The 22,027-nt window shown below is 65.1% G+C and carries 24 protein-coding genes; 16 read left to right on the top strand and 8 right to left on the bottom strand.

Annotated elements, in window-relative coordinates:
* Nucleotides 1-35: 35 nt before the first annotated feature.
* The 5 genes from IVA92_RS24195 (at nt 36) to IVA92_RS24175 (ending at nt 3,907) form a co-directional block, all read left to right on the top strand.
* Complete coding sequence (locus IVA92_RS24195; RefSeq protein ID WP_027575891.1) at nt 36-278, top strand: DUF4170 domain-containing protein; 243 nt, start codon at nt 36-38, stop codon at nt 276-278.
* Nucleotides 275-988, top strand: a complete 714-nt coding sequence (locus tag IVA92_RS24190; RefSeq protein WP_247277594.1) for a lysophospholipid acyltransferase family protein — start codon at nt 275-277, stop codon at nt 986-988. Before IVA92_RS24195 ends, IVA92_RS24190 begins: the two co-directional genes overlap by 4 nt.
* A complete protein-coding gene (locus tag IVA92_RS24185) occupies nt 981-2,285 on the top strand; it encodes a 3-deoxy-D-manno-octulosonic acid transferase (RefSeq protein ID WP_247277593.1) in 1,305 nt (434 codons plus the stop codon). Before IVA92_RS24190 ends, IVA92_RS24185 begins: the two co-directional genes overlap by 8 nt.
* Complete coding sequence (gene lpxK, locus IVA92_RS24180) at nt 2,278-3,294, top strand: tetraacyldisaccharide 4'-kinase (protein ID WP_247277592.1); 1,017 nt, start codon at nt 2,278-2,280, stop codon at nt 3,292-3,294. The genes IVA92_RS24185 and lpxK overlap by 8 nt, the downstream gene beginning before the upstream one ends.
* A 277-nt stretch (nt 3,295-3,571) precedes the next feature.
* The gene (locus IVA92_RS24175) at nt 3,572-3,907 is read left to right on the top strand and encodes a GYD domain-containing protein (RefSeq protein ID WP_247277591.1); all 336 of its coding nucleotides are present in this window, start codon (nt 3,572-3,574) and stop codon (nt 3,905-3,907) included.
* Nucleotides 3,908-4,874: 967 nt separating this feature from the next.
* Here the strand turns inward: IVA92_RS24175 and IVA92_RS24170 are convergent.
* The 3 genes from IVA92_RS24170 to IVA92_RS24160 are packed head-to-tail and all read right to left on the bottom strand — an operon-like array spanning nt 4,875 to nt 7,086.
* Nucleotides 4,875-5,252, bottom strand: coding sequence for a TadE/TadG family type IV pilus assembly protein (locus tag IVA92_RS24170; RefSeq protein ID WP_247277590.1), 378 nt, complete (start codon nt 5,250-5,252; stop codon nt 4,875-4,877).
* A complete protein-coding gene (locus IVA92_RS24165) occupies nt 5,249-5,752 on the bottom strand; it encodes a TadE/TadG family type IV pilus assembly protein (RefSeq protein ID WP_247277589.1) in 504 nt (167 codons plus the stop codon). The genes IVA92_RS24170 and IVA92_RS24165 overlap by 4 nt, the downstream gene beginning before the upstream one ends.
* An 11-nt stretch (nt 5,753-5,763) precedes the next feature.
* Nucleotides 5,764-7,086: a pilus assembly protein TadG-related protein gene (locus IVA92_RS24160; RefSeq protein WP_256464546.1), complete on the bottom strand. Its 1,323-nt coding sequence runs from the start codon at nt 7,084-7,086 to the stop codon at nt 5,764-5,766.
* Nucleotides 7,087-7,242: 156 nt separating this feature from the next.
* On the opposite strand from IVA92_RS24160, the gene IVA92_RS24155 reads away from it, so the two are divergent.
* On the top strand, nt 7,243-7,566 hold the full coding sequence (locus IVA92_RS24155; RefSeq protein WP_247277755.1) for a hypothetical protein: 324 nt from the start codon (nt 7,243-7,245) through the stop codon (nt 7,564-7,566).
* A 16-nt stretch (nt 7,567-7,582) separates the two neighbouring features.
* On the opposite strand, the gene IVA92_RS24150 is transcribed toward IVA92_RS24155, so the two are convergent.
* Nucleotides 7,583-7,810: a DUF2093 domain-containing protein gene (locus IVA92_RS24150; RefSeq protein WP_247277587.1), complete on the bottom strand. Its 228-nt coding sequence runs from the start codon at nt 7,808-7,810 to the stop codon at nt 7,583-7,585.
* Between the two features lie 176 nt (nt 7,811-7,986).
* On the opposite strand from IVA92_RS24150, the gene IVA92_RS24145 reads away from it, so the two are divergent.
* A complete protein-coding gene (locus IVA92_RS24145) occupies nt 7,987-8,811 on the top strand; it encodes a dienelactone hydrolase family protein (protein ID WP_247277586.1) in 825 nt (274 codons plus the stop codon).
* 252 nt (nt 8,812-9,063) lie between these two features.
* A complete protein-coding gene (locus tag IVA92_RS24140; protein ID WP_247277585.1) occupies nt 9,064-9,213 on the top strand; it encodes a hypothetical protein in 150 nt (49 codons plus the stop codon).
* A 253-nt stretch (nt 9,214-9,466) separates the two neighbouring features.
* Here IVA92_RS24140 and xseA read toward each other — a convergent pair whose 3' ends face one another.
* Nucleotides 9,467-11,089 (bottom strand): exodeoxyribonuclease VII large subunit, encoded by a 1,623-nt coding sequence (gene xseA / locus IVA92_RS24135; RefSeq protein WP_247277584.1) that lies wholly within the window; start codon nt 11,087-11,089, stop codon nt 9,467-9,469.
* A gap of 138 nt (nt 11,090-11,227) precedes the next feature.
* Here xseA and IVA92_RS24130 point away from each other — a divergent pair, with 138 nt between their 5' ends.
* From IVA92_RS24130 to IVA92_RS24110, 5 genes are all read left to right on the top strand, one after another.
* Nucleotides 11,228-12,238, top strand: a complete 1,011-nt coding sequence (locus IVA92_RS24130) for an alpha/beta hydrolase (protein WP_247277583.1) — start codon at nt 11,228-11,230, stop codon at nt 12,236-12,238.
* Complete coding sequence (locus tag IVA92_RS24125; protein ID WP_247277582.1) at nt 12,235-12,789, top strand: hypothetical protein; 555 nt, start codon at nt 12,235-12,237, stop codon at nt 12,787-12,789. The genes IVA92_RS24130 and IVA92_RS24125 overlap by 4 nt, the downstream gene beginning before the upstream one ends.
* A 2-nt stretch (nt 12,790-12,791) precedes the next feature.
* Entirely contained in the window at nt 12,792-13,091 is a 300-nt protein-coding gene (locus tag IVA92_RS24120; RefSeq protein WP_247277581.1) for a transcriptional regulator, read from the top strand.
* A gap of 174 nt (nt 13,092-13,265) precedes the next feature.
* Entirely contained in the window at nt 13,266-14,558 is a 1,293-nt protein-coding gene (purD, locus tag IVA92_RS24115; RefSeq protein WP_247277580.1) for a phosphoribosylamine--glycine ligase, read from the top strand.
* Nucleotides 14,559-14,743: 185 nt separating this feature from the next.
* The gene (locus IVA92_RS24110) at nt 14,744-15,649 is read left to right on the top strand and encodes an alpha/beta hydrolase (RefSeq protein ID WP_247277579.1); all 906 of its coding nucleotides are present in this window, start codon (nt 14,744-14,746) and stop codon (nt 15,647-15,649) included.
* Here IVA92_RS24110 and IVA92_RS24105 read toward each other — a convergent pair.
* Entirely contained in the window at nt 15,646-16,104 is a 459-nt protein-coding gene (locus IVA92_RS24105; protein ID WP_247277578.1) for a nucleoside deaminase, read from the bottom strand. The two genes, IVA92_RS24110 and IVA92_RS24105, sit on opposite strands and share 4 nt — an antisense overlap.
* Before the next feature lie 118 nt (nt 16,105-16,222).
* On the opposite strand from IVA92_RS24105, the gene IVA92_RS24100 reads away from it, so the two are divergent.
* The gene (locus IVA92_RS24100) at nt 16,223-18,268 is read left to right on the top strand and encodes a pseudouridine synthase (protein ID WP_247277577.1); all 2,046 of its coding nucleotides are present in this window, start codon (nt 16,223-16,225) and stop codon (nt 18,266-18,268) included.
* On the top strand, nt 18,269-18,823 hold the full coding sequence (rsmD, locus tag IVA92_RS24095) for a 16S rRNA (guanine(966)-N(2))-methyltransferase RsmD (protein ID WP_247277576.1): 555 nt from the start codon (nt 18,269-18,271) through the stop codon (nt 18,821-18,823).
* A gap of 112 nt (nt 18,824-18,935) precedes the next feature.
* Here rsmD and mutL read toward each other — a convergent pair whose 3' ends face one another.
* On the bottom strand, nt 18,936-20,747 hold the full coding sequence (gene mutL / locus IVA92_RS24090; RefSeq protein WP_247277575.1) for a DNA mismatch repair endonuclease MutL: 1,812 nt from the start codon (nt 20,745-20,747) through the stop codon (nt 18,936-18,938).
* 316 nt (nt 20,748-21,063) lie between these two features.
* On the opposite strand from mutL, the gene IVA92_RS24085 reads away from it, so the two are divergent.
* Complete coding sequence (locus tag IVA92_RS24085; protein ID WP_247277574.1) at nt 21,064-21,372, top strand: hypothetical protein; 309 nt, start codon at nt 21,064-21,066, stop codon at nt 21,370-21,372.
* Between the two features lie 163 nt (nt 21,373-21,535).
* On the opposite strand, the gene arfB is transcribed toward IVA92_RS24085, so the two are convergent.
* Entirely contained in the window at nt 21,536-21,952 is a 417-nt protein-coding gene (gene arfB / locus IVA92_RS24080) for an alternative ribosome rescue aminoacyl-tRNA hydrolase ArfB (RefSeq protein ID WP_247277573.1), read from the bottom strand.
* Between the last annotated feature and the right edge of the window lie 75 nt (nt 21,953-22,027).

Genomic DNA, 22,027 nt, shown 5'->3' with positions numbered 1-22,027 from the left:
CTGCTTTGCCGGGCAGCCCGTTAGGAAGAGAACCCATGCCAGATAGTGCCCCGCAACAACTGCTTCATCTCGTCATCGGTGGCGAGCTCGTCGATCTCGAGCACAACACCTTCAAGAACCTCGACGACGTCGACATCGTCGGCCTCTATCCGAACTACGCCACCGCGCACGCGGCCTGGCGAGCCAAGGCGCAGAGCACGGTCGACAACGCGCAGATGCGCTATTTCATCGTCCATCTCCACCGCCTGCTCGACCCCAATCAAGAACCGGCGCGTTGAAAAAACTGCTTCGCAATACGCTGCGAAGCAGCTTTATTCAGCGTGCCGTCGGGGTCCTGGCGGCTGAATATCTGCGTCTGGTCTGGCGGACCAACAAGTTCAGGTTCGATCCGCCTGACGTCTATGACCGCGTCGAGCCGCAGATCCCGGCGATCTTCGCCTTCTGGCACGGCCAGCATTTCCTCACCCCCTTCATCAAGAACAAGGATTGGTACCGCGCCAAGGTGCTGATCTCCCGTCATCGCGACGGCGAGTTCAATGCGATCGCCGCCGAGCGGCTCGGGATCGGCACCATCCGTGGTTCCGGCGATCACGGCGGCGCCTTCCACCGCAAGGGCGGGGTCGGCGCCTTCAAGGAAATGGTGCGGACGCTCCAGGACGGTTGTAATGTCGCGCTGACCGCCGATGTCCCCAAACGCTCGCGCGTGGCCGGGCTCGGCATCATCATGCTGGCACGGGAATCGGGGCGGCCGATCATGCCTTTCGCAATGGCGACCAGCCGCTTCATCCGGCTCAAGAACTGGGACCGCACCACCATCAATTTGCCATTCGGGCGAGGCGCATTGGTCGGCATCAAGGAAATCCACGTTCCACCGGATGCCGACGCCGCAACCATGGAAGCGCTTCGGCTGGAGCTGGAGGAGACGTTGAACGAGGCGACCCGCCGCGCCTATGCGCAACTCGGGCGCCCGGGACCGGAAGATGCCTGACCCGCTGCCGATGACGCTGCGAATGTATCAGCGCCTGGCCTCCGGCCTGGTGCCGCTCGCGCCCGCGCTGATCAAGCGGCGGTTGAAACAGGGCAAGGAGGATCCCGCGCGCGTCAGCGAGCGGCGGGGCTTGTCGCGGGACGTGCGGCCACATGGCCCGCTGGTGTGGATCCACGGCGCCAGCGTCGGCGAGGTTCTGGCTGCGGCAGCGCTGATCGAGCGGCTGCGCGATCTCAATCTGCGCATCCTGCTCACCTCCGGCACCGTCACCTCGGCGGCCGTGGTGGCGAAGCGCTTCCCGCCCGACGTCATCCATCAATACGTGCCGTATGATTCCCCGCGCTACGTCGCGCGCTTCCTCGATCATTGGAAGCCGTCGCTGGCGCTGTTCATCGAATCCGACCTGTGGCCCAACCTGATCCTCGCCGGCGCGGCGCGCCGCGTGCCGATGGTGCTGATCAACGGGCGGATGTCGCCGCGCTCGTTCCCGCGCTGGCGGCGCATGCACGGCACCATCTCGGCGCTGCTTTCCCGGTTCGACATTTGTCTGGCACAATCGAAGACGGATGCCGAGCGCTTTGCCGCGCTCGGCGGCCGCGACGTCCTCACCACCGGCAATCTCAAGCTCGACGTCCCGGCGCCGCCGGCCGATCCCGCCAGGCTTGAGCGGCTGATGGCGATGACGCGCGGGCGGCCGATCATCGTCGCGGCCTCGACCCATCCGGGCGAAGACGAGATGCTGATCGCGGCGCATCGAAGCCTCGCCGGCTTCTTCCCGCAGCTTCTGACCGTGATCGTGCCGCGCCATCCGGACCGCGGCTCCTCGATCGCGGGTCTGATCACCGCCTCGGGCCTCAAGCCGGCATTGCGCTCGCGCGAGGAGCTGCCGGCGGCGACGACCGACCTCTATGTCGCCGACACCATGGGCGAGCTCGGCCTGTTCTATCGCCTTTCGCCGATCGTCTTCATGGGCGGATCGCTGATCCATCATGGCGGCCAGAACCCGATCGAGGCGATCAAGCTCGGTGCCGCCATCATCCATGGTCCGCACGTCTTCAATTTCGCCGATGTCTACGAGACGCTCGACGGGCGCGGCGGGGCGCGCCAGGTCGACACGCAGGAAGCGCTGGTCAAGCAGCTCGGCCAATTGCTGGCCGATCCCACCGCGCGCGACAAGATGCAGCGCGCCGGCGCGGGCGTGGTCGAGCAGCTCGGCGGCGCGCTCGATCGCACCATGGCGGCACTCGAGCCCTACCTGTTGCAACTGCGGATCGAGATGGGAGCCGCCAATGCGTGAGCCGGCCTTCTGGTACCGGCCACGCTCCCCGCAGTCGCATGTCCTCAGTCCTCTGGGTGCGCTCTACGGCGCGATCACTGCGCGTCGCATGGCGCGCCAGGGCTTTGACGCCGGCATTCCCGTGATCTGCGTCGGCAACTACCATGTCGGCGGTGCCGGCAAGACGCCGACCGTGCTGGCGTTGACCAAGCTACTGCGCGAGCTCAGTGAGATCCCGGTGGTGCTCAGCCGCGGCTATGGCGGACGCCTGAAAGGTCCGATTATGGTCGACCGGGCGCGTCACACCGCTTCCGACGTCGGCGACGAGCCGCTGATGCTGGCGCGCGAGGTCCCCGTCGCGGTCGCGCGTGATCGCCTCGAGGGCGTCGCGCTGGCGAAGTCGCAAGGCGCCACCGTGATCCTGATGGACGACGGCTTCCAGAACCCGCGTCTGCACAAGGACGCCTCGCTGATCGTGATCGACAGCGAGCGCGGCCTCGGCAACGGCAAGGTGTTTCCCGCCGGTCCCCTGCGCGCGCCACTGCAGGCGCAGCTCGCGCGCACCGATGCGCTGGTCCTGATCGGCGACGGGCGTGCCGCGAACGATGTCGCGGCCGAGCTTGCCAAGCGCGACAAGCCGGAGCTGCGCGCACGGCTGAAGCCGAATGCGGCCTCGCTCGCGCAGCTCCTTGGCAAGCGGGTTTTCGCCTTCGCCGGCATCGGCGATCCCGAGCGCTTCTTCCGCGGCTTGCGCGCCAGCGGCATCGACGTCGCACGCACGCGCCGGTTTGCCGATCACCACATGTTCTCGGATGACGAGCTCGCCGCACTCGCGGTGCAGGCCCGGCGCGAGCAGCTCACGCTGGTGACCACGGAAAAGGATCTCGCGCGTCTGCGCGGCCGTGAGGGCGTGCCCGAGGGCATCGTGGCGTTCGCCGTGCAACTTGAGTTCGACGATCCGGCAAAGCTGCAGGAAGTGATCAGCGACCACCTGTACAGGGCGCGCGAGCGGCGGTTCAGCACACGTTGATCTCACACGTTAGGCCAGCGTCTCTGCCGTAGCGCCAAAAGCGAAGTGTCGCGGCTGACGAATTCTCTTCCGCACGTTTGGGACCTGATATAGCCTTTCATGAGAGCCGTCACCGGGACGTGCCGAACTCCCGGCAATCATCGGCGGCGTTTATGCCCACGGCGGGCCCTACCTTCATCATTTCAGATACGACGGCCGCAACGACCAGTTCGCGGCAAGGCAAGTTATTGCCAAGAGCACAGAGAGCAGATTCCAAGAGCACAGAGGAGAACATGCCATGCATTTTTGCCTCACCGGACAATACACATCACGCTCCCTCGAGGCCATTCTGGAAAATCCCACGACCGATCGCCAGGAGGCGGCTCGAAAACTCATCGAAGCGGCCGGCGGAAGGCTGATCTCGATGTACAGCGTTGCGGCCGACGGCCCCGGCGTTTTGGTGATTTTCGACGTGCCTGACCCGAGTGCCGCTCCGGCCATTTCCGGCCTGACCGTCGCGGCGGGCACCCTGCAGAACGTGAAACTGACTCGGCTGTTCACGCAGGACGAGATCAAGCAGGTCCGCCAGAACGCGGCAAGGCTGCGTTCTTCGTATGCCCCGCCTGGAAGCTGACATCCGGATCTGAAGCGAAGCCGCCGCGGCACCAAGCGGCGGCAACGTTCACGTCACAGCAACAATCAAGTTTGCAAGCCGAGGGCATCGTGCTGGGTTCGGCGCCATACGCCGACCGAACCTGCTTGCCAGCGGCCTTGGTAACGGCCTGCGACCGCCGTTCAGCATTCAGTCATGCTCACCACACCCCGACGGCCATTAACCCGACAATGGTCAGGCATGAGGCACAGGCTACCATGACAGTATAGCATTCGGGTGTATTCATTGCTTCCTCCCAATCTGTTGCCAAGTGCTTGGTCACTGCACGCGGGAGAGATCGCCGGTCCTCGGCCGCTTCAATTCGGCACGCCGCAACCGATTTTGCGCTGCGCGTCCGTCCTCTCATCCTCACCCTGAGCTGCAGGATGATTGTGCGCTTCGAGAGCTTCAGAGCGTTCGGCTGAGATCAGAAGCTGCTTCCGCATTTCAGCGAGGCGGGCGCGGCAATATTCACGATAGAGCAGGTCCAATATGGTGGGCATGATTCACCCCCATCGTTTGAATTTGATTTACAGATATTCCACCGCGCATTTTTCGAGGTGATCGTAGCCCGCCGGAGACTCTTCGATATGAGCCCGTTCACAGACTGCGCCAGTTCCAAAGCTCGATCGCCGTTTGGCTGACTTGATTGTCTGCGCGATAAAAGGAGCAGGGCTAATTACCTAACACGCAATATAGCAGCCCATTGTTTCACCAAGACTTCGTCAAACAACTTAAGAGCGCCGATTTGCGACAAAGAATCCAACTACAGCGTGAAATGACGAGCCACGGAGTGCAAGTAATCTTTGATGCAACGCGGATCGTACGGCGAAAATCATTTCGGCTGCGGGAATCGCGGTTCAGGTGCGCGCGCACATCGTCTCCATCCCAAGTCGCGCGAGAAGCTGCGCCCCTGTTGCAGGTGGCTGCGCTCTTGTCTCCCACGACCTCAACTCGGAAAGCATGCCCGGGCGGTCAGCGTCACCGGAGAGAGGTTGAGAATCTGCGGGAACGTGAATGCATAACTCGCGCTGACCTCGTTGCCGCATGCTGACGCAGAAAAGGTGAATGTCTCCGCAGGGAGCGTGAGGCCGAACGCCTGCTGCGCAGCGTAACTGGTGATGGCACTGCTGCTTGGGCAGAGCGTGCTGTTGACGGTTGCGCAACGCGCTGCCATTTCGCTCCCATGCTGGATTCCCAGCTGAGTCCAGAACAGCAGCCCGCATTCGATGATCCCAAATATGAACAGGAAGAACGCCGGAGCGGTCAGCGCAAATTCCAGCGCGGATGCGCCTCGATTGTCTTGCCATAGTGCCGCGAGTTTCACTGCAGCCTCGCAGTGGATTGCGCGCTGTAAGTGTATGTGGCCGCCACAATCTGGTAATCGATGATGGTATAGTACGTCGCCCGCGCCGAGACCGTCGTATACGTTCCAGCCTGCGCGCCGCCGGTGCAAACCGTCCCGCAGGTGACAGTGCTGACACCTGCACTCGTTGGGCATCCGCAAAATTGGACCGGCGGAGGTGAGGCGGTGATGTCCGTGGCGCTGGTGGCACTTCTTACGGCGTTCGAAATGCCGCTCGCGTTAAAGCCGCGCGCAATTGCGTATTGCGCTCCCGCTTGTGCGGCATTTTCGACCTGCATCTTGCGATACAGTGCAAGCCCGATGTCCGTTACGGAAACGACCATCAGGGACAGCACCGGGATCAAGATGCCGAATTCGGCGGCCGCAACGCCGCGTTTGTCGCTGACAGCAGCGCGCACGTGCCCTGTTAGAGAATCAAGCAACCGACGACGGCGCCTGGATGAGACGCTCTGAATTTGCATTGACCCAAACCTCATTCGATGAGCTGTGCGGTTTGCGAACCTATGGTCGCGGTGCCGAGCGCGGTGCAATTGACCTGGAGGTTCGACGTGCCGCTGAACGTCAGCGTGTCCGCGATGATCTTGGTGCAGGATGTGCTCGTGCCGTTGCCGCCGCTGAAGCTGAGATTGGCCTTTGGCAGATAGATGGCGCCGCCGAAATTCTGTGTGCTGCCACCGGTGAGATTGAAAGCAGTCCCGGCCGGCATATTGCGGTCGCCGTACATGACGATGCCTTTCGTGGGGCCGCTGGTTGGTGCCGTCAGGTTGATGGTCGCGTTGCTGCCGATCGAAGCGGTGCCCCAGTCGCTTCCCGAGCCTGTAAACACCAGGGTCACGCCGCTGCCCGCGATTGTGGCGTTTCCAGCGACGCTCAAGTTGGCCCCGTCCAGATAATAGATGCCTGGACTCAGATTCAGGACTGCGCCGGCATTGACCGTAATGCTGCCCATGTAGCAGCCGGGGTCGAGCGAGTTCGTTTTTCCGTTGGCGTTGACCGTAATCTTGGCGTTGGTGCAACTCGGCCTCGCGGGGGGAGAAACGTTGGCGTAGGGGTCGGCGACGGGCGATATGTGCGTCTTGATACCGTTGCTCGCCGTGATGCTGCTCGCGCCGGAGACGTCGCCAACCACTCCGACCTGATTTGCAGCGACGGAGGCGCTGCCGGCAACGTTGAGCGAGGGACTTGCACTCGAGTTGCTGTAAAGGTTGCACTTGATCAGGTTGAGCTGGTTGCCGCCGCTGACGTTGACGGCGGGACTTGCGCTCGAGTTGAGCGCAAGTACGCAGCCTGTCCCGGAATTTGGCAGGGCGACAGAGCGTGCGGTTATGAGCACAGGATCCGAGCCGAACAAGGCTGATAGCAGCCGCTGCTGCGGCTGACTCACGATGACTTCGATGGCCTGCGAATTCGAAGCATGATTGCCTGTCTTCGGTGGCTGGTTCACCGTGACCGTGACGTTGTTCGACCCGTTCGCGTAACCGTAGTTTGCCGTCACCGCCTTGGCTTCGGACAAGGGGTCGGTGCCCGCACTCGCCGCTGTCGCAGCGCTGACCGCGCCCGAGTCAGCCGCGCTCTGCATATTCTTGTGTTTGTAGTACCACCAGCCGACTTCCGTGCCGAGGCCCGCGGTGCCGACCAGGACCGGCATCAGCAGCGCCGAAATGAGCACATAGCTGCCCGACTGATCTCGGGCGAATCGTTGAAGCAGGCTAATCGTGCGTCCGCGCCGACGAGCATGATCCGCTGGGCACGATGATGCATCGAACGAACGGCTGCAAAGTCTCCGAGGGTCCATGCGCTTCTGCCCGCCTGCCACTTTTTCCCGCCACAATGTGGTGCAGACCGACTTAAATGAGGCCCAACGGGAGCGAGACAATTTTAGACATCAGCTGACATTCAGCCGACATTCATGGCCGTGCGCTATCGATATAGCTCCGATCAGGAGAATTCGATGAAATTGCGATCCGCGATCTTTGTCGCCAGCCTCGCATGTCTGCCGGTTTTGCCCGCGCTTGCTCAGACCTCCTCGCCGCCGCCTGCCGCCGCTCCGGCGAATCCGACAAGTGCGGTGCCGGTTCCCGCGACCAAGCGCGTCACGTGCCTCGCCACGGCGCAAAATCTGAAGGGACAGGACAAACGCGACCAGATGCAGCTCTGCATGGCGCAGGCGCGGGTCGACTGCCTCAAGCAGGCGGTTGATCAGAAGATCGTCGGCGAGGCCCGCAAGACTTTCATCAAGACGTGTGTGGGCGCGGATGGCCGGGAGCAGCAATAGACGCGCGGGCGGGGCCTTAGGCCTGCGGCTTCGGCACGCCGGGGAAATGCCGCTGGAGCACGGCGGCAGGCGTGGCGTAGGCTTCTTGCAGATCCACACTCCAGTACTTCAGTTCGTCGAGCGGGATGCGCGCGTCGGTGATGGCACAACGCACATAGGTGCCCGGCGAGATCACGCGGAAATCGCCGTCAAGATATTGCACCTGCGCTTCGCCATGGCCCGAGGGGCCGAACTTGTTCAGCACGGTCGAAAGTCTCCGTGGAAGGCCTCTCCGTGGAAAACCTTGGAGGGCATAATGTGTCGGGCTGGATGTAGCATAGATAGGGTGGCTTGTCCGCCCGGTAAACCCACCGGTTTGTGATGTTTTGGCGCCGTTTCCGCGTGATAGTGCTTGGACGAAGGATCTTGACGCAGGGTCCGATGCGCCTTCGACTGACCGCCCTGTTCCTGACGCTCCTGACGTCGGCCGCGCACGCCGCGCCGGTGCCGCAGCAGGTCGACATCCCGCTGTCGTCGGGCGTCCTGCATGCGCAGCTCTACAAGCCCGAGGGCGAGGGGCCTTTTCCGGCCGTGATCGCGCTGCACGGCTGCGGCGGGCTCAGTGGCCATTCCGATTCCGTCCTGCCGCGCTATCGCGACTGGGCGGAGCGGCTGCTGAGGGCCGGCAATGCGGTGCTGCTGCCTGACAGCTACGGCTCGCGCGAGCTCGGGCCGCAATGTCGCGTCAAGGAGATGCACGTTAAGGCGCGCCGTGAACGCGTCACCGACATCGCGGCGTCACGCGCCTGGCTGATGAAGCAGAACTGGGTGGCGCGCGACCGCGTCAGCCTGATCGGCTGGGCCAACGGCGCCAGCGCGCTGCTCTGGGCGGTGCGGCCGCAGAGTGCCGCCCGCGATCTGGACCCGGATTTCCGTGCCGCGGTCGCCTTCTATCCCGATTGCCGGATCTCCGCCGGCCTCGGCTGGAGCACGCGGGTGCCGACCCTGGTGCTGATCGGCGCCAATGACGACGTCTCGTCGCCGCCGGCCTGCCGCCAGATGGTGGATGGCGCGCGCGGCCGCAGCGCGCTTGCGCGCATCGTGGTCTATCCCGGCGCTTATCACGATTTCGACCGCGCCAACACGCCACTGCACGCAGCCGCCGGCGGCACCGACGTAGCCGCGCCCGAGCATGGTCATCTCGGCACCGATATGCAGGCCCGCGCGGAATCGCAGAAGGACGTCGCGGAATGGCTGGCGCGGTGATCGCGGCGCCGTAGCCCGAACGAGCGAAGCGACATTCGGGGAGGTCGGTCCCGCAGATCGCGGCGCTCATGCGGACCACAAATCTGGAAGCGGGGCCGCCCGAGGAACAACATCAGGCGGACAGCGTCGCATCGACCACCGCCCTGTACGGACCATGATGGCCGACCGGCATCTACGGATCGCGCGCGGCGCCGTTTTTCAGCACATGGCCATGCCATCATTCGACCACGATGTCGACTAAACGCGTGTCATATGCGTAGCCGTATCGTCCTGTTCGCCTCCGCCCTGATCGTCTTCACCGTCGCGATCTTCCTGTTTGAAGCCCACGCCGGCGCGCCACAGCTCGTGCCGGAACATTGCGGCTTCTGGACCACGATCGACGCGGGGTTGTCGTGTAGGTAGAGCCGTAATACCTCCACATGCTCCGTCATTGCGAGCGCAGCGAAGCAATCCAGAGTCTCTCCACGGAGGGATTCTGGATTGCTTCGTCGCTTCGCTCCTCGCAATGACGAGCTTGTGGCTACGCTGGTTCCTACACACTCTCTGTCATCGCCCGGCTTGGGCGCCCCAGTACGCCGAGACGTCTGTGATTCACCGACAAGCCGCGGCGTACTGGCTTCCCCGCATCCGCGGGGAATGACACCGAGACCCGCGCCTAAAATAGGCTACCCTGATCCACCGGTTTGGCCACGCGCTTCGGCGCGGGCTTTGTCTCCTGTGCGGCCGGCTTCTGTTGCGCCGGGGCGCGCTTCGCCGCAGGCGCCGGGCGGTCCGCATCCGCAGTCGCGGCCACGCGGCCATCGGCAAATTCGATCTCGAGCCGCGCATTCGGTCCGACGCTGTCGGCCGCATGCAGGGGGTGGCCGGTTTCATCGCGCACCAATGCAAAGCCGCGCGCGAGCACGCTGCGGTAGGATAGCGCGGAGAGCAGCTTGCCGCTGTTCGCGACACGCGCATCGAGCCGTTGCAGCAGGGTGACGAGCGCGCGTTGCGCGCGCTCGGACAGCCGATGCGTGCGCTCGCGCTGGCGGAGAATCGCGTTGCGCTGGGCCTGCGCGTTGGAGAGCTTTGAGGCGCGCAGGCGAAGCTCGAGCCCGGCAAAGTGGTCGCGCCGCCGCCGCAGCAGCGAGCGCGCGGAGAGGCCGAGCCGCTCGCCGCAAACAGTGAGGCGGTGATCGGCCTGCGCGATCTGGCCGTGCAGCACCCGCAGCGTCAGCTTGGCGCTGGCGGCCGTAAACCTGCGGAAATGCGCGTGCGTGTTGGCCTTGAGGCCACGGGGCAGGGACGCGCCCGCCGAGTCCAGCCGCTGCCGCGGGATCGCGAGCAGGTCGCCGGCCGCCGGCAGCGCGCGCGCGGCCGCGCGCAGCTCGTTGCGGCGGTTTTCATGGCCGCGCTGCCAGCAGGCGCGGGTGCGGCGGGCGAGATCGGCGACCTCGACGAACAAGTCGCTGCGCACCGGCACCGCCATCTCGGCCGCCGCCGTCGGCGTCGGCGCGCGCTTGTCGGCGACGAAATCGATCAGCGTGATGTCGGTCTCGTGCCCGACCGCCGAGATCAGCGGGATCATGCTGTCGGCCGCCGCGCGCACCACGATCTCCTCGTTGAACGACCAGAGATCCTCCAGCGAGCCGCCGCCGCGCGCGACGATCAGGACATCGGGTCGCGGAATCCTGCCGCCTTCGGGCAGCGCGTTGAAGCCGCGGATCGCGGCCGCGACCTGCTCGGCCGAGCCTTCGCCCTGCACCTTGACCGGCCACACCAGCACGCGGCGCGGAAAGCGATCCTCCAGCCGATGCAGGATGTCGCGGATGACCGCGCCGGTCGGCGACGTCACGACGCCGATCACCTCCGGCAGCCAGGGCAGCAGCTGCTTGCGGGCCTCGTCGAACAAGCCTTCGGCGGCGAGCTTCTTCTTGCGCTCCTCCATCAGCGCCATCAGCGCGCCGATGCCGGCCGGCTCCAGCGCCTCGATGACGATCTGGTATTTGGAAGAGCCCGGATAGGTGGTGAGCTTGCCGGTGGCGATGACCTCGAGCCCCTCCTGGGGCTTGAACCGCATGCGGCTGTGCACGCCCTTCCAGATCACCGCCTCGATCTTGGCGCTCTCGTCCTTGAGCGCGAAATAGCAATGGCCGGAGGAGTGCGCCCCGCGAAAGCCGGAGATCTCGCCGCGGACCCGGACATGGCCAAAGGCGTCCTCGACCGTCCGCTTCAGGGACAGCGAGAGCTCGGAGACGGTGAATTCGGGCGCGTTGAGCAGTTGTTCCGCAGGCGGCATCTAGCAAACGATTCGGCATTTTGGGGTCAGACCCGACGTTAAGGATTTTCGCGCCCCGGCGCCAATCCGGATATTGATCGGGAGAGTACTCTGTGATATAGAGTTATCTATTGTTTGATGAGTTTCGGGAGATGAGCCATGGCGATCCGGCTGCTGCGCGGCGTTTTGACCGGCCTGAAATGGGCCTTGTGTGCCGTCGGCGGCGTGGCGCTGATCCTGGGCGCCATGATCGCAACGCCGCTGGAGCGGCCGCCCGAGATGCGATCGGTCTCGGATTCAGCCAAAGGCATCGACTGGTCCACGTTGCCACCGCTCGAACGCTTTCAGGCCCGCGATGGCACCTGGATCGGTTATCGCCACTATGCGCCGAAAGGCCCGGAGACGGGCCGCGGCGCGATTTTCATCCATGGCTCCTCCGGCTCCAGCGGCACCGTCAATCACGCGCTGACCCATGCGATCGCCGCGCGCGGGGTGGAGACCTGGGCGCTGGACATCCGCGGCCATGGCGGCTCCGGCACGCGCGGCGACATCGGCTATGTCGGCCAGCTCGAAGACGACCTCGTCGACTTCGTCGCTCATGTCCGCAGGAACGCACCTGATCTGCCGCTGATCCTGATCGGCCATTCCGCCGGCGCCGGCTTCTCGCTGCGCGTTGCCGCGACACCGATCATGCAGGACATGTTCGTCCGCACCGTGCTGCTCGCGCCCTATCTCGGCTATGACGCGCCGACCAACAGGCCGAAGGCCGGCGGCTGGGCCAACATGGACCTCCCACGCTTCCTCGGCCTGACCGCGCTGCGCAGGCTCGGGATCGACTGCTGTTCGCAGCTTCCGGTGCTGGCCTTGGCCGTGCCGGCGAGTTCGGCGAAATACCTCACCTCGACCTATTCCGACCGCCTGATGCGCAATTTCGCGACGCGCGGCTACCGCATCGATCTACCGGCAACGACACGCCCGATCACGATCTTCGGCGGCGCCGAGGACGAAATGATGATCTCGGACAAATATGCGGAAGCCGTGCAGGCGGTGAAGCCATCGGTTGACGTCAAGATCATCGACGGCATCAACCACATGGGCATCGTCACCAATCCAAAGGCCGTCTCCGCGATCGCCGAAGATGTGGCGACGCGCGGGGCAGGGCAGTCATGATCGACAGCAAGGAGGCGTCCGCGGCGCTGGCCGATATCGACGACATCGTCCGGCGCGTGAAGCAATCGCAGCTCTATGACCTGGCGAGCATCGCTGCCGTGTGGTGGGGCGTGTTGGTCTTTGCAGGGAATGTCGTGACCTGGCTCTGGCCGGTCTACGCAGTCTATGCCTGGGTTGCCGTAGACGTCATGGGCGTCGGCGGTCTGGTTGCGCTTCGCTTGTTCAATCCACCACATCACCCGCATGGTGCGGCCTTCGGCATCAGGCTGCTCCTGGTGTTCGTGTTGTTCTTCGCCTTCGGTTATCTCTGTACCAATGTGATCGGCCATTTCGGGCCACGCCAGTTGGGTGCGTTCTGGCCGCTCTACTTCATGCTGTTCTACGCGCTGGCGGGTCTCTGGTTCGGTTACGCCTTCGTTGCGATTGGTCTCGGCATTTCGGCGCTGACGTTGATCGGCTTCTTCTACATCGGTGAGGCGTTTCCGCTCTGGATGGCGTTCGTCAATGGCGGCGGTCTAATCATCGGCGGCCTCTGGATGCGGCGGAGCTAGAATTGGCCGAGCTCGACGACATCATCCACCAGCCGCTGCGGCTGAAGATCATGGCGGCGCTGAACGCGCTGCCGCAGTCGACCGGCCTGGAATTCGCGCGGCTGAAGAAGCTCACCGGCGCCACCGACGGCAATCTCGGCGCACATATCGAGACCTTGGCCAAGGCGGGGTACGTTTCCGTCGACAAGGCCTTCGTCGGCAAGAAGCCGCAGACCACGGTCACCGCAACCGCCGTCGGCCGCGGCGCCTTCGCGCGGCATGTCGCGACGTTGCAGGAGATCATCGCGGGGAAGCAGGTCTGATCGTCCGAAGCTGGCGCGAACTCTTACCCTCCCTGGAGGGGGCCCTCCAGGGGAGGGTAAGAGCGGCTCGACGCGGCGGCCTGGAATGGCGGGAGTACGGGGGCCAGCCCCCTTGAGACCGACCGCGATTCGTGCGACCGACGCCGCAAGCCCACCCCATTTTCTGAGCCATCGATGCACATTCTCCTGCTCGGTTCCGGCGGCCGCGAACATGCCCTGGCATGGAAGATCGCAGCCTCCCCTCTGGTGACCAAATTCTGGTGCGCGCCCGGCAATGCCGGCATTGCGCGGGAGGCGGAGTGCGTGGCGCTCGATGTCGCCGACCACGCCGCGGTGATCGAGTTCTGCAAAAAGAACGCGGTCGAGCTCGTGGTGGTCGGCCCGGAGACGCCGCTGGCGGCCGGCATCGTCGACGACCTCACCGCCGCCGGCATCAAGGCGTTCGGGCCTAGCAAGGCGGCCGCCCAGCTCGAGAGCTCCAAGGGGTTCACCAAGGCGCTCTGCACCGAATTCGGCATCCCGACCGGTGCCTATGAGCGATTCACCAATGCCGAGGACGCGCGCGCTTACGTGCAGAGCCAGGGCGCGCCAATCGTGGTCAAGGCCGATGGGCTGGCCGCCGGCAAGGGCGTCGTGGTCGCCAAGACCGTGCGCGAAGCCGAGGACGCTATCGCCATGATGTTCGAGGGGGCGTTCGGCGAGGCCGGCGCTGAAGTCGTGATCGAGGAATTTCTGGCCGGCCGCGAGATCAGCTTCTTCGCGCTGTGCGACGGCGAGACCGCGATCCCGCTGGCTTCCGCCCAGGACCACAAGCGCGTGTTCGACCATGATGTCGGCCCCAACACCGGCGGCATGGGCGCCTATTCGCCGACGCCGCTGGTCACGCCTGCGATTCACGACGCGATCATGGCAAAGATCATCCTGCCGACGGTATCAGGCATGAAGCAGCGCGGCACGCCGTTTCGCGGCGTGCTCTATGCCGGGATCATGCTGACGACGCAGGGTCCCAAACTGTTCGAGTTCAATGTCCGCTTCGGCGATCCCGAGTGCCAGGTGCTGATGCTGCGCATGATGAGCGACATCGTGCCCGCCTTCCTGGCAGCCTGTGACGGGCAGCTGAAGAATTTCGATCTGCGCTGGCATCCGGAATCCGCGATCACCGTTGTGATAGCGGCGAAGGGCTATCCGGGCGACTACCAGAAGGGCACGCGCATCCGGGGGCTCGATGACGCCGCCAAGGTCGACACCGTCGAGATCTTCCACGCCGGCACCGTGGCGAAAGATGACGCGATCCTCGCCAATGGCGGCCGCGTGCTCAATGTCTGCGCGCTCGGCAAGACCGTGACCGAGGCGCAAGGCCGTGCCTATCAGGCCGTCGACCGTATCGACTGGCCGGAAGGCTTCTGCCGCCGCGACATCGGCTGGCAGGCGGTGGAAGCGGAGAAGGCCAAGAATAGCAAGACATAGCTCGTCTTCCGGACGGCAGCTCGAAGCTTTGGTGCCACCGCGCCGCCACATCGACAATCCAGATATGTGTAATCAGCGGTTGGGGTTAGCTGCCCCGCCGATAATACCGCTACTGTGCATGGGTTGTTTTCGACAATTTACGTTGTCGGCCGCCCCCCGGGACTGACCAATAAGGATGCAAGAAGATGTCCGACCTCGCCGATCTCTATCCGGGCTTTGCTGCCGAATGGATCGATACCTCCTTCGGCCGCATCTTCGCCCGCGTCGGCGGCAGCGGGCCGCCGCTTCTGCTCCTCCATGGCTTCTCCGAGACCCATGTGATGTGGCACCGCGTCGCGCCGCAGTTGGCCGACAGGTTCACGCTGATCATTGCCGACCTGCCGGGCTATGGCTGGTCCGACATGCCCGCCAGCGATGCGCTGCATATCCCCTACAGCAAGCGCGCCATGGCTAAAGCTATGGTCGAGGTGATGGAGCGCCTCGGCCATGTCCATTTCGCGCTCGCCGGCCACGACCGCGGCGGCCGCGTCGCCTACCGCCTCGCGCTCGACCATCCCGGCCGGCTGTCGCGCCTGGCCGTGCTCGATATTCTGCCGACCTACAATTACTGGGAGCGAATGAACCGCGCCTACGCGCTGAAGATCTACCACTGGACCTTCCTGGCGCAGCCCTATCCGCTGCCCGAGACCCTGATCGCGAGCAATGGCGAGTTCTTCCTGCGCTTCAAGATGGCGAGCCAGACCAAGTCGAAGACGTTGGAGGCGATCGACGAGCGCGCGCTCGAGCACTACCTCGCCCCGTTCCGCGATCCCGCCCGGGTGCATGCGATGTGCGAAGACTATCGCGCCGGCGCCTATTTCGACTACGACCTCGACAAGGCTGATTTCGAGGCCGGCAAGAAGATCACCATTCCCATGCTGGCGCTGTGGGGCAATGCCGGCATCGCCCAGGCCGCCGCCACCCCGCTCGACACCTGGACGCAATGGGCCACGAATGTCGCGGGCATGCCGGTGGATTCCGGCCACTTCCTCACCGAGGAGAACCCGGACGCCACCGCGAGGGCGTTGCGCAAGTTCTTCCTCGCGGATTAGCGCCGCTCGCGAAAGAACTCCCGCAGCAGCCGCGCCGCCTCGCTCTCGCCGACGCCGGAATAGACGTCCGGCGCATGATGGCAGGTCGGGGAAGCAAAGAACCGCACGCCGGACTCGACCGCGCCGCCCTTCGGGTCGGTGGCGCCGTAATAGAGCCGTCTCACTCTTGCAAAGGAGATCGCGCCCGCACACATGGTGCAGGGCTCCAGCGTCACGTAAAGGTCGCAGTCGACGAGGCGCTCGCTGCCGATCTTCTTCGCCGCCTCGCGCAGCGCAATGATCTCGGCATGAGCCGTCGGGTCATAATCGGTCAGCGTCCGATTGGCGGCGGTGGCGATGACCTCGTAATTGCGGACCACGACGCATCCGATCGGAACTTCGCCCGATTTTCCGGCATTTTCGGCCGTCTTGAGCGCCAAATCCATGAAAGAAGGGGCTTTCATGCCTCGTATCATCGCCAGAAACCTGCTACTAGCTCCGCCTTCAGCAAGAGTGAATACCGATTTTGCCTGAGCATGCGGCTCGGAACGAGCGCGCACAATGCTTTCTGGCTACCTCTGAGTGAGATTATTCATGCCTCGCGACAGCGACAAAGACAATGATTCCCGCGGCCGGCGTGATCGTGGCCCGTCCACGGGCCGTACCGGCAAGCCCCGGGGACCGGACAAGAAATTCGCCAAGCGCAGCTTCGAGAGCAAGGGCGACCGCGACAGCCGTCCGCCTCGCGAGGGGCGTGAGGGCCGCCCGCTTCGCCGCCGCGAGGAGGGCGATGCGCCGCGCCGCGATTTCAGCGACCGTCCGCGCTTCAAGCGCGACGACCGCGGCGGAGAGGGCCGCGGCGAGCGCAGCTTCAAGCCGCGTGGCGACCGTCCGTTTTCCGATCGCCCTTCGCGCGATGGCGAGAAGCGGTCGTCTGGGCCGCGCGGTGATCGCCCGTCCTATGGGCGTGACGACCGTCCGCCGCGCGGCCGTGATCGCGACGATTCCCGCCCGGCCGGCCGCACCGGCGAGAAGAAATTTGGCGACAAGCGTCCTTACGCTCCGCGCGGCGACCGTCCGGAACGCAAGTTCGAGGGCGAGCGGAAGTTTTCGCGAGGCGGACCCGAGCGCGACCGCGGAGATCGCGCCGATTCAAAGCCGTGGCAGAAGCGCGACGATCGTCCGCGCGGCGATCGCCCGCGCAAGGATTTTGGCAAAAACTTCAGCGGCCGTGATCGCGGCGAAGAGAAGCCCTGGCAGAAGCGTGACGACCGCCGCGAAGGCGGCCGCGGGGATGATCGCCCGCGGTTCTCGCGATCGCGTGACGATCGTGCATCGGGCGGCGATCGTCCATTTCGTGAGCGGCCCAAATTCGACCGGCCACGCGAGGATCGCGCAAAGTTCGACCGGCCCCGCCGTGACAGCGATGGCGAACGTGGCGGGCGCGGTGGTGACCGCCCGAAATTCGCTCGTCCACGCGAGCGCTCCGAGGGCCGCTCCGACTGGCACGAGCACCCGCGCAGTGAAGGTCATTCTCGTGATCGTCCGCGCCGCGCGAACGAGGACGACAGCAGGATCTTCGAGAAGCGCCCCGCCTTTGGCGGCCGCGGTGCCTATCGCGAGCGCGATCGCGACTTCGAGGGGCGGCCGCGCCGTGAAGACGCGCCGAAGCCGAAGAAGGCCGGCGAGCGCATCGCAAAAGTGCTGGCGCGCGCGGGCCTCGCTTCGCGCCGCGACGCCGAGGAGATGGTCACGCAGGGCCGCGTCACCGTCAACGGCCGGGTGATCAACTCGCCCGCGCTCGACGTGACGCAGAACGACGTGGTCGCGGTCGACGGCAAGCCGTTGCCGCCGCGCGAGCGGACGCGGCTGTTCCTCTATCACAAGCCGCGCGGATTGATGACGACGCATGACGACCCCGAGGGGCGTCCGACCGTGTTCGACAATTTGCCCGAAGGTCTGCCGCGCCTGATCAGCGTCGGCCGGCTCGACTTCAATACCGAGGGCCTGTTGCTGCTGACCAATGACGGTGGCCTCGCGCGTACGCTTGAGCTGCCCGACACCGGCTGGCTGCGCCGCTACCGTGTCCGCGCCCATGGCGACGTCACCCAGGCCCAGCTCGACGAGCTCAAGCACGGTATCGAAATCGAGGGCGTCAAATACGGTCCGATCGAAGCGACGTTGGAGCGGGACCAAGGCGCCAATGTCTGGCTGGTGTTCGCGATCCGCGAGGGCAAGAACCGCGAGGTGCGCAACGTCTGCGCCCATCTCGGGCTCGAGGTGAACCGGCTGATTCGCGTCTCCTACGGCCCATTCCAGCTCGGCGAGATTCCCGAGGGCCAAGTCGAGGAGATCAAGTCGCGCGTGCTGCGCGACCAGCTCGGCGACAACGTGATCGAGAAGTCGGGCGCCGAGTTCGACGTGCCCGCAAAATCCGCTACGCGCGACGACGACGCACCGAAGAAGCCGATGAAGCGCGCCGTGATCAACGACCGCAAGGGCCGCCGCGTGCTGGTGCAGCGTACTGGCAGCGAGGAGGCGCGCGAGCGCAACGAGTTGGAAGCAAGCGGCTATGGCCCGCCGCGCCGCCCCAAGCGCGGCTATCACGGCAAGCGCGATTTGAAGCCGCAGGAGGACTAGTTGCGCGTCGTCGGCGGTCGTTTGAAGGGGCGCAATCTCGCCTCACCGTCCTCGCGTGACATCCGCCCCACGGCGGACCGCCTGCGCGAGTCCGTGTTCAACATCCTCGTGCACGCCTATGACGATCCGATTGAGGACGCGCGCGTGCTCGATCTCTTCGCCGGCACCGGCGCGCTCGGCATCGAGGCGTCGTCGCGCGGCGCGAAGTTCACGCTGTTCGTCGATACTGGCGCCGAGGCCCGCGCGGTGCTCCGCAATAACGTCGAAGCGCTTGGCCTAGGTGGCGTCACAAAAGTCTATCGCCGCGATGCGACCGATCTAGGTCCCGCGCATCCCGTCGAGCCCTTCTCGCTGGTGTTCCTCGATCCACCCTATGGCAAGGGTTTTGCCGAGAAGGCGCTGGCGAGCTTGCGCGATGGCGGCTGGCTCACGCCGGGCGCGCTGCTCGTGGTGGAGGAGGCGAAGGCCGCGCATTTCGTGACGCCTGAGGGTTACGAAGAATTGGAGCGGCGGGTTTATGACGACACGGAGTTCGTGTTTCTGAAGAGGCCGTAGTCCCGCTGCCGTAGGGTGGGCAAAGCGAAGCGTGCCCACGGCTTCTAGCGCGATCAAGAAAAGAGGATGGGCACGGCGCTTTGCGTCTTTGCCCACCCTACGAGAGCTCGGATCACCGCCGGCCGAACAGCTTCTCCACATCGCTCAGCTTCAGCTCGACGTAAGTCGGACGGCCGTGATTGCACTGACCGGAGTTCGGGGTGTCCTCCATCTCGCGGAGCAGGGCGTTCATCTCCTCCGGCCGCAGCCGGCGGCCGGCGCGGACCGAGCCGTGGCAGGCCATGGTGGCGGCGACATGCATCAGGCGACGCTCCAGCGGCAATGCTTCGTCCCATTCGGCCATGTGCTCGGCGAGATCGCGGAGCAGCCCGCCTGCATCGGTCTTGCCCAGCAGCGACGGCGTCTCGCGCACCGCGACCGCGCCGGGGCCGAAAGATTCGATGGCGAGACCGAACGACGCCAGCTCCTCGTTCCGATCGAGCAGGCGCTCCACCGTGGCCTCATCCATTTCGACGATCTCGGGGATCAACAGGATCTGCCGCTGCACGCCATTCGCCGAAAGCGAAGCCTTCAGCCGCTCATAGACGATGCGCTCGTGCGCGGCATGCTGGTCGACGATGATGAGGCCATCGCGGGTTTGCGAGACGATGTAGGTCTCGTGGATCTGGGTGCGCGCGGCGCCAAGCGGGCGGTCGACGAAGTCGCTGACGGGCTGCGTCTCGATCCGCACGTCCGCACTGGGTGCACCGACATCGAATGCGGCTTGCGCGCGCTCGGCGAAGGCCGGAGCCGCTGAACCTTCGAAGGACGCGATCGGCGCGGCTGGAGCGGATGGCGAGGCTCGCCAATCCCAGCTTGCCGGGCGCGGCGTGAAAGCGAGCCGGAACGAAGAGAGCGCGCTCTCGCCGCCATTGGCGGCGGTGCGCCGGCCCTCCCGCGCAAGCCCTTCCTTCAACCCATGCACGATCAGTGCGCGCACCAGCCCGGCGTTACGGAAGCGCACCTCGGTCTTGGCCGGATGCACGTTGGCGTCGACCTCTCGCGGATCGAGCGTGACGAACAGCGCCACCACGGGATGGCGGTCGCGGGGCAGGTAGTCGGAATAGGCCGCGCGCACCGCGCCGAGGATCAGCTTGTCGCGAACCGGACGGCCGTTGACGAAGAGATATTGCCCGAGCGCGTTGGCTTTCGTCAGTGCGGGCGCCGCGGCATAGCCGGCAACGACAACGTCCTCGCGCTCGGCATGAACCTCGATGGCGTGGCTGCGAAACTCCGCGCCCAGAATATCGCCGAGCCGCGTCAATCGTCCCGCCGCGCCGGGCAGCGCCGCTGCCCAGGTCACCGGCGCGCGCTCCTCGCCCGCGAGCGTGAAGGCGATATCGGGCCGGGCCATCGCCAGCCGCCGCACCACCTCGCGAATCGCCTCGCCCTCGGTGCGGTCGGTCTTCAGGAATTTCAGCCGTGCCGGCGTCGCATAAAAGAGATCGTCGACCTCGACCCGCGTGCCATGCGCGAGCGCCGCCGGCATGATCTCGGACTTCTCGCCGCCCTCGACCGTGAGCGCCCAGGCGTGCGGCTCGCTGGCGTGCCGGGTGGTGATGGAAAGACGCGCGACGGACCCGATCGAGGGCAGCGCCTCGCCGCGGAACCCCAGCGTGCGGATCTGCAGCAGATCTTCGTCGTCGAGCTTGGAGGTGGCGTGGCGCTCGACTGCGAGTGCGAGATCCTTTGCGGTCATGCCGCCGCCGTCATCGGTGATGCCGATCCGCCGCCGCCCACCGCCGTCAGTGAAAACGTCGATGCGGCTGGCGCCGGCATCGATCGCGTTCTCGACGAGCTCCTTGACCACGCTCGCCGGGCGCTCGACCACCTCGCCGGCGGCGATGCGGTTAACGATCTGTTCGGGAAGTTGGCGGACGGGCATGGGTTCACTCGGCGAATGTCCCAGTCTAGCGCCGCCTCGCAACAAATGCATGGGGAAGGTCGCGCTTCCCACATACCAGATGTGGGAAATCCAGCGCTTCTGGCAGGCCCGATGAATGCGGCGTGCGTGCACGAGCCGCCGTATATGAGGAGCACAATTCCGCGAAACCGCCGCGAAATCCCTAAACGATCAACACACCACGCGGCTTGCATCACGACCGCGCCGTTCGAACTCTCTTCGCGATGAACCGGTTCGGTGCAGGCGAGCGGCGCAGGAAGCAGCCGAACCGTCGTCGCGAAAAATCCAGGAGAAATGGATGAAATTGGTGAAGACCTCTGTGATCGCATGCGCTCTCTCGGCCCTGATTGCGACGCCCGTTCTTGCGCAAGGTACGTCATCTGGCGCCAGGCCGGGCGGCACCGTGCAAAGCAAACCCATGCAGGGCGGCGCGTCAGGAAACGAGGATGAGGACCTCGGCGCACAGCAGGGAGCCGCGGGCGAGAAGGTCGGCATGAAGTCGACCAAAGGCACCAAGGGCGCCGCCGGAACCACGGGCAGCGCGACGCACAAGGGCACGGCCGACGATTCCGTTTCGGGCGGTGCCGCGACCGGCAAGCGCTACTGACGCTAGCGCATGATCAGCAAAAGTGTGCAGCGGGTTTCCGCAAAGATCATGCTCAAACAATGACCTAAAGCGCGATGACGATTCATCCTGATCTCATCGCGATTTGGTCTGCGAAACGGCAAACCTCCGGTCGCTTGGCGGCCGGAGGTTTTTCGACAATCAGTCAATCGTCGAATCCGCGCCCGCGCTTCGCCTTAACGTCGCTGCGGCGCTTCTTGCCCTCGAGCCGGCGCTGCTTGGACGCGAAGGTCGGCCGTGTCGCCCGCCGCGGGATCGGGCGGACCATCGCCTCGCGCAGCATCTCGGTGAGCCGGTCGATGGCATCCTGCCGGTTGCGCTCTTGGGTGCGGAAGCGCTGGGCGTGGATCACGATCACGCCGTCCTTGGTCATGCGCTGTCCGGCGATGCGGGCAAGCCGGATGGCGGCATCCTCCGGCAGGGTCAGTTTGCGCGTGTCGAAGCGCAGTTGCGCCGAGGTCGCGACCTTGTTGACGTTCTGCCCGCCGGGCCCGGAGGCGCGGACAAAGCCGATCTCGATGTCGTCCTCGTCGATGACGAGATCGCGGGATATCCGCAGCATGATGGCACCATTCGTGATGTCCGGACATATCGCGGACGTCCAGGTTCGGCAATGGTGCATCTGGAACGCAAATGG

Source organism: Bradyrhizobium sp. 154 (genome assembly GCF_023073875.1).
Taxonomy (GTDB): Bacteria; Pseudomonadota; Alphaproteobacteria; order Rhizobiales; family Xanthobacteraceae; genus Bradyrhizobium.
Note: the sequence above shows the minus strand (reverse complement) of the source record. Positions and strands in the feature narration are given on the sequence as shown.

Excerpts from the sequence above, each read along its gene's own strand:
- IVA92_RS24195 (WP_027575891.1), top strand. The coding sequence starts at position 36 with ATGCCAGATAGTGCCCCGCAACAACTGCTTCATCTCGTCATCGGTGGC.
- IVA92_RS24185 (WP_247277593.1), top strand. The coding sequence starts at position 981 with ATGCCTGACCCGCTGCCGATGACGCTGCGAATGTATCAGCGCCTGGCC.
- lpxK (WP_247277592.1), top strand. The coding sequence starts at position 2,278 with ATGCGTGAGCCGGCCTTCTGGTACCGGCCACGCTCCCCGCAGTCGCAT.
- IVA92_RS24175 (WP_247277591.1), top strand. The coding sequence starts at position 3,572 with ATGCATTTTTGCCTCACCGGACAATACACATCACGCTCCCTCGAGGCC.
- IVA92_RS24165 (WP_247277589.1), bottom strand. The coding sequence starts at position 5,752 with ATGCAAATTCAGAGCGTCTCATCCAGGCGCCGTCGTCGGTTGCTTGAT.
- IVA92_RS24160 (WP_256464546.1), bottom strand. The coding sequence starts at position 7,086 with ATGGACCCTCGGAGACTTTGCAGCCGTTCGTTCGATGCATCATCGTGC.
- IVA92_RS24155 (WP_247277755.1), top strand. The coding sequence starts at position 7,243 with ATGAAATTGCGATCCGCGATCTTTGTCGCCAGCCTCGCATGTCTGCCG.
- IVA92_RS24145 (WP_247277586.1), top strand. The coding sequence starts at position 7,987 with ATGCGCCTTCGACTGACCGCCCTGTTCCTGACGCTCCTGACGTCGGCC.
- IVA92_RS24140 (WP_247277585.1), top strand. The coding sequence starts at position 9,064 with ATGCGTAGCCGTATCGTCCTGTTCGCCTCCGCCCTGATCGTCTTCACC.
- xseA (WP_247277584.1), bottom strand. The coding sequence starts at position 11,089 with ATGCCGCCTGCGGAACAACTGCTCAACGCGCCCGAATTCACCGTCTCC.
- IVA92_RS24130 (WP_247277583.1), top strand. The coding sequence starts at position 11,228 with ATGGCGATCCGGCTGCTGCGCGGCGTTTTGACCGGCCTGAAATGGGCC.
- IVA92_RS24125 (WP_247277582.1), top strand. The coding sequence starts at position 12,235 with ATGATCGACAGCAAGGAGGCGTCCGCGGCGCTGGCCGATATCGACGAC.
- purD (WP_247277580.1), top strand. The coding sequence starts at position 13,266 with ATGCACATTCTCCTGCTCGGTTCCGGCGGCCGCGAACATGCCCTGGCA.
- IVA92_RS24110 (WP_247277579.1), top strand. The coding sequence starts at position 14,744 with ATGTCCGACCTCGCCGATCTCTATCCGGGCTTTGCTGCCGAATGGATC.
- IVA92_RS24105 (WP_247277578.1), bottom strand. The coding sequence starts at position 16,104 with ATGATACGAGGCATGAAAGCCCCTTCTTTCATGGATTTGGCGCTCAAG.
- IVA92_RS24100 (WP_247277577.1), top strand. The coding sequence starts at position 16,223 with ATGCCTCGCGACAGCGACAAAGACAATGATTCCCGCGGCCGGCGTGAT.
- mutL (WP_247277575.1), bottom strand. The coding sequence starts at position 20,747 with ATGCCCGTCCGCCAACTTCCCGAACAGATCGTTAACCGCATCGCCGCC.
- IVA92_RS24085 (WP_247277574.1), top strand. The coding sequence starts at position 21,064 with ATGAAATTGGTGAAGACCTCTGTGATCGCATGCGCTCTCTCGGCCCTG.
- arfB (WP_247277573.1), bottom strand. The coding sequence starts at position 21,952 with ATGCTGCGGATATCCCGCGATCTCGTCATCGACGAGGACGACATCGAG.